Raw genomic sequence first — 12,273 nt, 5'->3', positions numbered from 1 at the left:
ACCCGGGGCTGTTGGCGCATAGGGTAATGACCGCCCTATCTCCTGCTCCCGGGTGCGCTGCGCTTACCCGGGCTACGCCACTCAGCGGTTGATGACGGCTTCGATGCGGTGCCCGTCCGGGTCGATCAGAAACGCCGCGTAGTAATGCGCGCCATAGTCCGTGCGCAGGCCAGGCGCACCGTTGTCGCTGCCGCCGACGGCCAGCGCGTTCGCATGGAAGCGATCAACCGCAGGACGATCCGGCGCGGCGAAGGCCAGATGAAAGCCCGCACTTGCGGCGCTGGCGTCATCGCGCAGCTTCAGGCAGAACAGATCCTCATCGTCGACCAGGCCATAGCCGATGGCGGTGTCGTCCTCGAATACACGTCGGAAGCCCAGCGCGCCCAGTGCGGCATCGTAGAACGCGCCGCTCAGGGCAAGGTCGCGGACCGGGAAGGAAACGTGGTGCAGCATTTCGAGCGACCTGCGGGTTGGCGGGGAGGTGCTGACGTTAGCGGCTCTGCATCAACGTGTCTGCTGCTGATTGGCGCGTAGCGCCGTACAGGTACCAACACAAACAAGAACGGCGCCCAAAGGCGCCGTTCTCTCGCGATCAGCAGCGGCTTACTTGGCCGCGTTGCTGTCCTTGTTCTTCATCATCGCGTCGCGGTTGGCCTTGAACGGGTTGCCTTCATACCAGTTCGGCCAGGCATCGCCGCCGGCCAGCTGCTGGCCAACGCCGTACAGCAGTTCCAGGTCTTCGACGATGCCGTCGAGCTTCCAGGTGGCCGGATCGTACTCGTCCTTCGGGCCGTGGTAACGGTCCTTGCCATAGGCTTCGGCAGCACGCTTGCCAGCCTCGACGCCGCCGTCGATCAGGTCTTCGCCGCCATCGGCATACAGCGCAGGCACGCCGGCCTTGGCGAAGTTGAAGTGATCGGAGCGGAAGTAGAAGCCGCTCTGCACCGAGCTTTCCGCATGCAGGGTACGGCCCTGCTTGGCGGCCAGCGGCTTGAGCAGGTCTTCCAGCTCGGAGCTGCCAAAGCCCGTGACGGTGAGGTCACGCGCACGGCCATTGACCGACATCGCATCGATGTTGATCACGCCGGCAATCTTGTCCAGTGGGAAGGTCGGGTGGTTCACGTAGTACTGCGAACCGAGCAGGCCGGATTCCTCCAGGGTCACCGCCAGGAACACCACCGAGCGCTCCGGCGGGGTCTGCTGGTGCGCCATCGCATCGGCCACTTCAAGAATGCCGGCCACGCCGGTCGCGTTGTCGACCGCGCCGTTGTAGATGTTGTCGCCTTCCTCGCCTTCGTGCTTGCCCAGGTGATCCCAGTGCGCCATGTACAGCACGGCTTCGTCTGCGCGCTTGCTGCCCGGCAGTACGCCGACCACGTTGCGCGACTTCTTCTGCGCGATGGTGCTCTTCAGGTCCAGCGACAGGCTGGCATTCAGCGGTGCCGGCTTGAAGCCGCGCTTGCTGGCGTCCTTGTAGGCCTTGTCCAGGTCCAGCCCGGCATCGGCGAACAGCTTGCGTGCGGCCTCGGCGCTGAGCCAGCCCTGTGCCTGCAGGCGCGGCTGGCTGTCTTCGGCGGCGGGCAGGTCGTACTGGGCACCGCCCCAGGAGTTCTTCACCACATCCCAGCCATAGGAAGCGCCGGCGCTGTCGTGCACGATCAGCGCGGCGGCAGCGCCCTTGCGTGCGGCTTCCTCGAACTTGTAGGTCCAGCGCCCGTAATAGGTCATGCGCTTGCCATCGAACAACTTGGCGTCGTCGGTGTGGAAGCCCGGGTCGTTGACGAACATCACTACCGTCTTGCCCTTCCAATCCTGGCCGGTGTAATCGTTCCAGTTCTGCTCGGGCGCGTCGACGCCGTAGCCGACGAAGACCAGTTCGCTGTTGTCGATCTTGATTTCCGGCTGGCCGCTGCGGGTGCCGATCACCATGTCGGTGCCGAACACCAGGTCACGGTTGGCGCCGCCCTGCTGGATCTTCAGCACGGTGCCCGGATCTGCCGTGGTTTCGGTCATCGGCACTTCCTGGAACCAGCTGTCGCCGTTGCCCGGTTGCAGGCCGATGCGCTGCATCTGGTCGCGGATGTAGTTGACCGTCAGTTCTTCGCCGTTGCTGCCCGGGGCGCGGCCTTCGAATTCATCCGAGGCCAGGGTCTTCACCAGCTCGCCGAAGTCGGCGGCATTGATGCCACCGGCAAAGGTGTGGGCCGGCGGCGGTGCAGGGGCCGGCGCGGAAGAGGCCGGTGCCGGGGCCTCCTGCTTGCAGGCGGCCAGGGCCGCGGTCGCGGCCAGGCACAACAACAGTTTGCGATGCATGAGAACTCCGGGTTGCAAGATCGAACCCGGATTCTAGGCAGGATTGGCCTGCAATGCGCGTTCAGCGTGGCGCGGTTTCGCTATCGAAACGTTGTGGCGTGGCCCCGGTCACAGGACCGATCTTCGCCGAATCGTGCACCAGCAGCACGACCTCACGTTCGAACACCAGCGAGCCTTCGACCACCGCGTTCGGGCCGATGACGATCCGCGGCTTGCGCGGCGCGGTCAGCGAGATGCCGAACGAGGGACGATTGACCTTGATGCCGCCTTTGACAACTGAATCAATGCCAACGGTGATGTCGCCGTTGACGGTTTCGATGTCGCCACCGAGCTGCACGGCGACCAGGCCGATGCTGCCGTTGACGGTTTCGATATTGCCGCCGATGCGGCTGCCGCGATCCACATAGATGCCGCCGTTCACCGTATCCAGGCCGTGGGTGAGCACCAGGTTGCGGCCGCCGTGGATCCCGCCGTTGACGGTTTCGATACTGTGCGCCTGCACATTGTCTTCCGTGCGCACGCTGCCATTGACGGTCTCGACGCTGTTGGCCTGCACACCGGAAGCCAGCTGGATGCTGCCATTGACGGTTTCCAGGTCGCCATAGGTGTTGCCGGCCTGGGTCTGGATGCTGCCATTGACCTTGCTGATGTCGTCGGCGGCCAGCGCCAATGGGGCATTCGCGCTCAGCAGCAGAAGTAGAAATAGACGTTTCATGAGATCTCCACTGTGGAAATGCCGATGGACTGGGCGGCATGGCACCACGCTTAGGTACAATCCGCATCTGCCTGAAGTCACTGGAACCTCTTTGCGCCAGCCCAGTCACCAGCCCCGTTCCCGACGACCTGCGGCCCTGTCGCCATGGTGCGGTGCTTGCCTGTTGATGCTGGGCGCGCTGTTGGCTGGTTCATTATCGGCGCAGAACAGCTCGCGCGATACCGAGAAGAAGCTGCAGCAGCTGCGTGGTGAGATCAGGAGTGTTTCGCAGGAACGGCGCCAGCTGGAAGGGCAGCGCGGTGAAGCCAGCCAGCGCCTGCGCGAGGCCGACCAGAAGGTCGCCCGCAGCGGCCGCGCGGTGGCCGAGGCCGAGGCGGCGGTGCAGCGCGAGCAACAGTCATTGGTGGCACTGCAGCAGCGCCGGACCACGCTGGAAAGCGGCCTGGCCCAGCAGCGCCAGCAACTGGCAACGCTGCTGCGAGGCGCCTACCAGCTGGGCAACCACGCGCCATTGAAGCTGCTGCTGTCGCAGGACAGCGTGGCCGATGCCAATCGCGAATTGGCCTACCACCGCTACCTGCAGCGCGAGCGCGCCAGGGCAATCACCGCCCTGACCACCGACCTGCAGGCGCTGACCAGCACCGAGCAGCAGATCGTCGCGCGCAGCAAGGAACTGGAACAGGCCCGCGAACAGCAACGCCAGCAGGCCGCGGCGCTGGCCCAGGACCGCCGCCAGCGCGCCAGCGTGCTGAGCGAACTGGATACCCGCTATCAGGATCGCAGCGAGCGCGAGAAAGCCTTGGGCAAGGACGCGCGCGCGCTGGAGCAGGTGCTGGCCAGCCTGCGTGCCGCGGCTGCCCGCGCCGAAGCCGAGCGCCGCGCGGCCGCCCGTCGCGCTGCCGAACAGGCGCGGCAGGCAGCCGCTGCCAACAACAACGGCTCCACCCGCAGCCCGGCCCGTTCAACGCCGGGCAAGGTGCCACCGCGGGTGGTCGCCAACGCGCCGGCGCCGCGGGTTGGTGGCCTGGGTTGGCCGTTGTCGGGCAACCTGCTGGCACGCTATGGCGGCCGTCTGCCGGATGGCCGCAACAGCGCCGGCGTGCTGATCGGCGCGCCGGCCGGCAGCACGGTAACCGCCGTGGCCGATGGCACGGTGGTGTTCTCCGACTGGATGACCGGCTACGGCATGATCCTGATCGTCGATCACGGCAACGGTTACATGAGCTTGTACGCGCATAACGACACCCTGCTGAAGGATGCCGGCGCCAGCATCAAGCGTGGCGATGCGGTGGCGAAGGTCGGCAACTCCGGTGGCCAGGGTGTGACCGCGCTGTATTTTGAACTGCGCCGCAACGGCCAGCCTGTGGATCCCTCGACCTGGCTGCAGCGGCAGTAACGCCCGCTGAGCGCTGGCGCAGCGGGCTGCGTCGATTCAACAAGAATTTAGCCGGGCTTCGCGCATAATCGGGTCCAGCGCGGTTATTGCGCATCCGTAATCTCATGGAGTGGTTCATGCGTGTAGCCCGTCTTGCTGCTGCCCTGCTGTTGGCCCTGTTACCGGCTGTTGCATTGGCCCAGAGCGCCCCGGACAAGGTGTCCAAGGCGGACGATCCCGATGCCAAGGAATCGGTCACCTCACGCGTACCTCTGGACGAGATCCGCCGCTTCGTCGGTGTCTACAACGCCGTGCGTGCGGCCTATGTGGATCCGGTGGATGACAAGAAGCTGATGCAGTCCGCCGTGCGCGGCCTGTTGCTGGAGCTGGATCCGCACAGTACCTACTTCGACAAGGAAGATGCCGAGGCCTTCGACGAGCAGACCAATGGTGCCTACGAAGGCATCGGTGTGGAGGTACTGCAGCAGGACAACACCTTGAAGGTGGTGTCGCCGATCGACGACACCCCGGCCGCGCGTGCCGGGCTGAAGGCCGGCGACCTGATCGTGGCCATCGACGGCACCCCGATCAACGCCATCGATGCCAGCGAACCGCTGCGCGGCAAGGCCGGCAGCAGCGTGGTGCTGACCATCGCCCGCGGCGAACAGAAGCCTTTCGATGTCACCGTGATGCGCGAGACCATCCGCGTCACCAGCGTGCGCAGCAAGATGCTGGAGCCGGGCTATGGCTATATCCGCATCAGCACCTTCCAGGCCGATACCGGTGCCGACTTCCAGAAGCAGTTGAACCAGCTGCAGGCGCAGGCCGGTGGCAAGTTGAAGGGTCTGGTGCTGGACCTGCGCAGCAATCCGGGCGGCCTGCTCACTGCTGCCGTGCAGGTAGCGGATGACCTGCTGGAGAGGGGCGGCATCGTCAGTACCCGCGGCCGCATCTCGATCAGTGATGCCAGGTTCGACGCCACTCCGGGCGACCTGCTCAAGGGCGCACCGATGGTGGTGCTGGCCGACGCTGGCTCGGCCAGTGCTTCGGAAGTGTTGGCCGGCGCCCTGCGTGACAACGGTCGTGCCCGCGTGGTCGGCAGCCGCACCTTCGGCAAGGGCTCGGTGCAGACCGTGCTGCCGCTGGACAACGGCGACTCGGTCAAGTTGACCACCGCGCGCTACTACACCCCGAGCGGGCGCTCGATCCAGGCCACCGGCATCCTGCCTGACGTGGAACTGACGCCGGATCCGGCCGACGCGGTCAACGACCTGCCGGCCAGCCTGAGCGACTACAGCGAGGCAAAGCTGCCCGGCCATCTGCGTGGTGATGACGAAGCGGTGGGCAGCAAGGCCGGCGTGGTGTTGCCGGGCGATGCCCCGATCCAGTCCGCCCTGCAGGAGCTCAAGCACCCCGGCTCGGTAGCGGCAGCGCAGGCTGCAGCGGCGGCAAAGGCGAAGCCAGCTGCAGAAGCGAAGCCTGTTGCACCGGCGGAGGCCGCGAAGCCGGAAGCCCAGGAAAAGCCTGCAGCGGAAGAGAAGCCTCTGTAGTGCCGAGCCATGCTCGGCAAGGGGCTTTCCCAGCGGTATTGCCGAGCCATGCTCGGCAAGGGGCTTTCCCAGCGGTATTGCCGAGCCATGCTCGGCAGGGGCTTCACTGGTAAGGCCCCAGCCGAACATGGTTCGGCTCTACCCAAGGCACGGCCCACCCGCGATCTGATGGATCGCGGGCTTCGCCGCTTACGCCGCTCCCACAAAAAGAACAGGCAGGGCTAGAAGCCCTTGCGCTTGCGCAGGCGCCGGGCGATCGCCGCACGCACATACAGCCCGTAAGCCACGCCAAACAGAAAGCCGGCCACATGTGCCGACCAGGCCACCATGCCGAAGCTGGGGCCGATATAGGCGAACACCACCTGCAGGGCTGCCCACACGCCGATCAGCAGGAACGCCGGCGCACGCACGAATTCCAGGAACAAACCCAGTGGTAGCACCACGCCCAGCTTGGCGCTTGGGAACAGGGTCAGATACGCGCCCATCAGTGCCGACACCGCGCCGCTTGCACCGATGATGGTGCGCTCCGGTGAGCCGATCACATACAGCGCGGCGAGGTTGGCGATGGCGCCGCCAAACAGGAACAGCAGCAGCAGGCGCCACGGCCCCAGTACGCGTTCTGCGGGCAGGCCGAAGATCAGCAGGAACACCAGGTTGCCGAGCAGATGTGACCAATCGGCATGCAGGAACAGCGCGGTGAACAACCTTAATACGCTGCCGTCGCGTAATGCCGCCCACCAGTCCTGGCCGCTGCCCAGGCCGGTGGCCAGTGCACCCCAGTCCAGCCACAACGAGCGTCGCGCCTCATCCGGCCGTGAGATTGACCAGAGGAAGGCGGCCAGCAAGGTCAGGCACAGCAAGGGCACCGCCCAGCGCAGGCCTGACTTATTTCTGGAAGGAATGGAGACGAACATGAGTGCGGAAGCCTAACCCGGGACTGCCCGGTGCGGGCTGGGAATATGTCTTACGTCGTTATTGTTTAGTTAACGAGCGTGGGTGATACTGCATACGGCGTCGTATGTCGGGAGGGGACTCCGGCGCACTGTCAAGTAGCTTGCTGCTTGGGAGTGCAGGCGCAAAACGACCATTACCGTTTACGGAGAGAGCTTCCACTATGACCGCTTCTGCTATTGCTCGCGTAACTGCCCTTGCTGTCGGCATCGCCGGCGCCCTGGCTTTCAGCCACGCCGATGCTGCTGCCTTCCAGCTGAAGGAAAACAGCGCCAAGGGCCTGGGCCGCGCTTTTGCTGGTTCCACCAGCGCATGGGACGACGCTTCGGTTGTCGCCACCAACCCGGCCTCGATGCGCCTGCTCGACGGTCGCCAGTTCCAGGCTGACCTGAGTGCCATCAGCTTCTCCGCGGATTTCACCAAGGCCTCTGGCCGTAACTCCGGCCCGGGTGGCCCGGGTACCGGCACCGAGATCACCGGTGGCAACGGCGGCGACGCCGGCATGATCGCGCCGGTCCCGGCTGCATATTTCCACCTGCCGTTCGGTGAGAACGACAACATGCATTTCGGCTTGTCGCTGACTGCACCGTTCGGCTTCAAGACCGACTACGACAAGAACTGGGTGGGCCGCTACAGCGGCGTGACCACCGACCTGAAGGCCATCGACCTGGGTGCCGCGTTCTCTTACGACGTCAACCCGTATGTGTCGTTCGGCGCCTCGGTGTTCGTTGAGCACCTGACCATCGAACTGTCCAACGCGCTGGACATGGGCGCCGTGGTCAACGGTGCCGCCCAGCAGCGTGCCGCCGCAGCCGCAGCTGCCGCTGGCCGCACCCCGGCGCAGATCGCCGCCGCCGCCGCTGCAGCAGGCCAGGCCGCCGCCGCCGGTGGTTTCTCGCCGGGCAGCGCTGATGGCTTCGTCACCATCGAAGGCGACAACAATGCCGTCGGTTACCTGCTCGGCACCACCTTGAGCCCGACTGAAGACACCAACATCGCCTTCACGTACCGCTCCAAGGTCGAGCACAAGATCACCGGCGGCAAGGCCAACTTCACCGTTCCGCAGAATGTCTCGGTTGCCCTCGGCCAGCCGGGCAGCGGCCTGTTCGTGGACACCTCGGGCAAGGCCACGGTGACCCTGCCGGCGTCGTTCTCGATGAGCGTCACCCACCGCGTCAACGATCGTTGGACCTTGATGGGCGACGTGTCGCGCACCGCATGGAAGACCGCGTTCGATGAAGTCACCGTCGACTTCGCCTCGAACCAGCCGGACTACACCCTGGGCTTCCACTACAACGACACCACCTTTGCTTCGCTCGGTACCGAGTACAAACTGTCCGACACCATCACCCTGCGTGGCGGTGTGGCCTATGACGAGTCGCCGACCAGCATCGAGCACCGCGACGTGCGCGTGCCGGACGTGACCCGCAAGTGGCTGTCGGTTGGCCTCGGCTGGACCCCGTCGGAGAAGACCGAGTTCAACTTCGGTTACACCCATCTGTTCACCAATGAGCCGAGCATCAACGTCACCTCGGCCACTGGCAATGTGGTCAAGGGCAAGTACGACGTGGGCGGCGACATCCTGGCTGCCTCGATCAACTACAAGTTCTAAGCGGACCTGTAATTGATGCATGCAGAAAGCCCCGCGCAAGCGGGGCTTTTTGTTTGTGTGTTGCACGGCATGGCAGCCATGCATTTGTAGGAGCGGCGTCAGCCGCGAAGCAGATGGTCTATCTGATTGCAGCGGCATCGGTGATTTCATTGACGCCAGCTTCGCGGCGGACGCCGCTCCTACAAAGCTGTCGCACTACCGGGAAAGCCTCTGCCGAGCATGGCTCGGCACTACGCTCCCTCCCTTTCGCACAGCGAAGGGGAGGGTTGGGGAGGGGTAGCTTTTCGCGAGGCAAAGAAAAACCCCGCTTGCGCGGGGCTTTCCTCAATCACGACACTGCTGGAATCAGTCGCCCAGGGTCAGCAGCGAGGCGTTGCCGCCAGCGGCGGTGGTGTTCACCGTCACCGTCTTCTCGGTGGCGAAGCGCAGCAGGTAGTGCGGGCCGCCGGCCTTGGGGCCGGTGCCGGACAGGCCCTGGCCACCGAACGGCTGCACGCCGACCACCGCGCCGATCTGGTTGCGGTTGACATAGACGTTGCCGACGTTGACGCGCGAAGCGATGCGATCAACGGTTTCGTCGATGCGCGAATGCACGCCCAGGGTCAGGCCGTAGCCGGTGGCGTTGATCTGGTCGATCACCGCATCCAGCTGATCGGCCTTCCAGCGGATCACATGCAGCACCGGCCCGAAGATTTCCTTGTGCAGCTGGTTCAGGTCCTTCAGCTCATACGCACGCGGGGCGAAGAAGGTGCCATGCGCGGCGGCGTCGGAAAGCGGTGCGGCGGCGATCAGGCGTGCCTCGGCGTCCATGCGCACGGCGTGGTCCTTGAGGATCTGCAGTGCGTCGGCGTCGATGACCGGGCCGACGTCGGTGGACAGTTCGCCCGGGTCGGCAACCTTCAGTTCGGCCATCGCGCCGGACAGCATGCCCATCACCTTGTCGGCGATGTCATCCTGCACGAACAGCACGCGCGCTGCCGAGCAACGCTGGCCGGCTGAGGTGAAGGCTGAACCGATGGCGTCCTTGACCAGCTGTTCCGGCAGCGCCGAGGAGTCGGCGATGAAGGCGTTCTGGCCGCCGGTCTCGGCGATCAGTACGCCGATGGCGGCATCGCGAGCAGCCATCGCGCGGTTGATGGCGCGGGCGGTCTCGGTGGAGCCGGTGAAGGCCACGCCGGCCACGCGCGGGTCGGCAGTCAGTGCGGCACCCACGGTGGCGCCGTCGCCCGGCAGGAACTGCAGCACGCCTTCCGGCACGCCGGCGTCCAGCAGCAGCTTCACGGCGTAGTAGCCGATCAGGTTGGTCTGCTCGGCCGGCTTTGCGATGACGCTGTTGCCGGCGGCCAGGGCGGCGGCCACCTGGCCGAGGAAGATCGCCAGCGGGAAGTTCCATGGGCTGATGCAGACGAAGACGCCACGGCCGTGCAGCTGCAGCTCGTTGCTTTCGCCGGTCGGGCTGGGCAGCTTCTCGGCGGTGCCGAACTGTTCGCGCGCCTGCTTGGCGTAGTAACGCAGGAAGTCCACCGCTTCGCGCACTTCGGCGACGCCGTCGGGCAGGCTCTTGCCGGCTTCCTTCACGCACAGCGCCATGAACTCGGCGATGCGCGCTTCAAGCTGGTCGGCGGCGTGCTCGAGGATGGCGGCGCGGCTGGCGGCCGGGGTGCGGTTCCAGGCCGGCTGTGCGGCCACGGCATTGGCCAGCGCCTTCTGCACGGTGGCGGCATCGGCAGCCTGCCAGTGACCGACGACCTGGCGGTTGTCGGCCGGGTTGACCACCGGCTGCGACGGCGTGCCCGCGGCCACGCCCTGCACCAGCGGGGTCGCCTGCCACGGCTTGATGGCGGCGTTGAGCTGCTCGGCCAGGGCGCGCAGTTCGTTGTCGTTGGCGAGGTTGATGCCCATGGAGTTGGTCCTGTCGTGGTTCTGGCTGCGCAGCAAATCGACCGGCAGCGGGATCTTGGGGTGCGGGATGGAGGCGAACGAAGAGACGGCTTCGACCGGATCGCGGATCAGGTCGTCGATGGACACGTCTTCATCGGTGATGCGGTTGACGAAACTGGAGTTGGCACCGTTTTCCAGCAGACGACGCACCAGGTAAGGCAGCAGGTCTTCGTGCGAGCCGACCGGTGCGTACACGCGGCACGGCACGTTCAAGCGGTCAGCCGGAATCACCTCGGCATACAGGTCATCGCCCATGCCGTGCAGCTTCTGGTGCTCGTACAAGCCGCCCTTGGCGATCTGCTTGATCGTGGCGATGGTGGCCGCGTTGTGGGTGGCGAACATCGGGTAGATCGCATCGGCATGGCCGAACAGGCGCTTGGCGCAGGCGATGTAGGACACGTCGGTGTTCTGCTTGCGGGTGAACACCGGGTAGCCGGGCAGGCCCTCGATCTGCGCGCGCTTGATTTCCGCATCCCAGTACGCGCCCTTGACCAGGCGCACCTGCAGCTTGTGGCCGATGCGGCGGGCCAGGTCGGCGAGGTAATCGATCGTGTACGGCGTGCGCTTCTGGTAGGACTGCACGACGATGCCGAAGCCCGCCCAGCCCTTCAGCGACGGATCGCTGACCACGCGCTCGATGATGTCCAGCGACAGTTCCAGGCGGTCGCTTTCCTCGGCGTCGACGGTGCAGCCGATGCCATAGGACTTGGCCAGCTGCGCCAGTTCCAGCACGCCCGGCACCAGGTCCTTGAGCACGCGCTCGCGCTTGGCGTGTTCGTAGCGCGGGTACAGCGCCGACAGCTTGATCGAGATGCCGTGCGACTTGGTCACGTCGCCATCGGCCTTGCCGCCACGGGCGATGTTGTCGCTGCCGATGGCGTGGATGGCGCGACGGTAGTCTTCCAGGTAGCGCAGCGCGTCCTTCATGGTCAGCGCGCCTTCGCCGAGCATGTCGAAGGAGTAGCGGTAGTTGCTGTTGTCGCCCTTGTGCGAGCGCGACAGTGCTTCGTCGATGGTGCGGCCCATGACGAACTGGTGGCCCATGATCTTCATTGCCTGACGCACGGCCAGGCGGATCACCGGCTCGCCAACGCGGCCGATCAAGCGCTTGAACGCGCCATGCACGTCGCGCTTGGTGGCATCGGCCAGGTCAACCAGGTGACCGGTCAGCATCAGGCCCCAGGTCGAGGCATTGACCAGCACCGAATCGGACTGGCCCATGTGGCGCTTCCAGTCGGCTTCGCCCAGCTTGTCGCGGATCAGCTTGTCGGCGGTTTCCTGGTCCGGAATGCGCAGCAGGGCTTCGGCCACGCACATCAGCAGCACGCCTTCCTCGCTGCCGAGGTCGTACTGGCGCATGAAGGCTTCAATCGCGCCCTGGTTCTTGGAACGGGCGCGCACGCGGCGCACCAGGTCGGCGGCCGTGGCCTGTACCTGTGCCTGTTCGGCGGCCGGCAGGCGCGCCTGCTCCAGCAGTTCGCGCACGTGGCTGGCCTCGTCCTTGAGCCATGCATCGGTGATGGCCTGGCGCAGCGCGGACGGCGCCGGCGGCAGCTCGGGCGTCAGCAGCGGCGGGGCCGGTGACGTAGGGGAGGCGACATCAGGAGAAGGTGTTGCGTTCATGCGCTCGGCCACAGTTGGATTCGGCCATTTTAATCTTCGGCGGCGGATTTCCTAGTCCCCTGCGGGCGTCTGTTTGCGGGGTGAAAGCACTGGCCTGTGGGCGCTTTTGCAATATTCAGTGAGGTGATTTGGATTGTGCTGATTCCGGCATCTAAATCGACGTGCTTGGACGATATGGGCACAGTTTTGATGT

The 12,273-nt window shown here is 65.4% G+C and carries 8 protein-coding genes; 3 read left to right on the top strand and 5 right to left on the bottom strand.

Features of this window, described 5'->3' with window-relative positions; translation table 11 throughout:
• Positions 1-81: 81 nt before the first annotated feature.
• From ACVOLI_RS13145 to ACVOLI_RS13135, 3 genes are all read right to left on the bottom strand, one after another.
• Positions 82-453 carry a VOC family protein gene (locus tag ACVOLI_RS13145; protein ID WP_481614754.1) on the bottom strand — a complete coding sequence of 124 codons (372 nt, stop codon included), beginning with the start codon at positions 451-453 and terminating at the stop codon, positions 82-84.
• A 150-nt stretch (positions 454-603) separates the two neighbouring features.
• Positions 604-2,313 carry a M28 family metallopeptidase gene (locus ACVOLI_RS13140; protein WP_481614753.1) on the bottom strand — a complete coding sequence of 570 codons (1,710 nt, stop codon included), beginning with the start codon at positions 2,311-2,313 and terminating at the stop codon, positions 604-606.
• A 61-nt stretch (positions 2,314-2,374) separates the two neighbouring features.
• The gene (locus ACVOLI_RS13135) at positions 2,375-3,028 is read right to left on the bottom strand and encodes a DUF4097 family beta strand repeat-containing protein (RefSeq protein WP_296252547.1); all 654 of its coding nucleotides are present in this window, start codon (positions 3,026-3,028) and stop codon (positions 2,375-2,377) included.
• A 166-nt stretch (positions 3,029-3,194) separates the two neighbouring features.
• Here ACVOLI_RS13135 and ACVOLI_RS13130 point away from each other — a divergent pair, with 166 nt between their 5' ends.
• Both ACVOLI_RS13130 and ACVOLI_RS13125 read left to right on the top strand, forming a co-directional pair.
• Complete coding sequence (locus ACVOLI_RS13130; RefSeq protein ID WP_481614752.1) at positions 3,195-4,424, top strand: murein hydrolase activator EnvC family protein; 1,230 nt, start codon at positions 3,195-3,197, stop codon at positions 4,422-4,424.
• A 116-nt stretch (positions 4,425-4,540) separates the two neighbouring features.
• Positions 4,541-5,953 carry a S41 family peptidase gene (locus ACVOLI_RS13125; protein ID WP_481614751.1) on the top strand — a complete coding sequence of 471 codons (1,413 nt, stop codon included), beginning with the start codon at positions 4,541-4,543 and terminating at the stop codon, positions 5,951-5,953.
• A gap of 221 nt (positions 5,954-6,174) precedes the next feature.
• Here ACVOLI_RS13125 and ACVOLI_RS13120 read toward each other — a convergent pair whose 3' ends face one another.
• Positions 6,175-6,867, bottom strand: coding sequence for a rhomboid family intramembrane serine protease (locus ACVOLI_RS13120; protein WP_481614750.1), 693 nt, complete (start codon positions 6,865-6,867; stop codon positions 6,175-6,177).
• 200 nt (positions 6,868-7,067) lie between these two features.
• Between ACVOLI_RS13120 and ACVOLI_RS13115 the strand changes: the two genes are divergently transcribed.
• On the top strand, positions 7,068-8,516 hold the full coding sequence (locus ACVOLI_RS13115; protein ID WP_481614749.1) for an outer membrane protein transport protein: 1,449 nt from the start codon (positions 7,068-7,070) through the stop codon (positions 8,514-8,516).
• Positions 8,517-8,861: 345 nt separating this feature from the next.
• Here the strand turns inward: ACVOLI_RS13115 and putA are convergent, their stop codons facing one another.
• The gene (gene putA, locus ACVOLI_RS13110) at positions 8,862-12,080 is read right to left on the bottom strand and encodes a bifunctional proline dehydrogenase/L-glutamate gamma-semialdehyde dehydrogenase PutA (RefSeq protein WP_481614748.1); all 3,219 of its coding nucleotides are present in this window, start codon (positions 12,078-12,080) and stop codon (positions 8,862-8,864) included.
• Positions 12,081-12,273 lie beyond the last annotated feature (193 nt).

The sequence above is a fragment of the Stenotrophomonas sp. STEN029 genome (assembly GCF_056760015.1).
The sequence above is the reverse complement of the archived record's forward strand: the minus strand, read 5'-3'. Positions and strand labels throughout refer to the sequence as shown.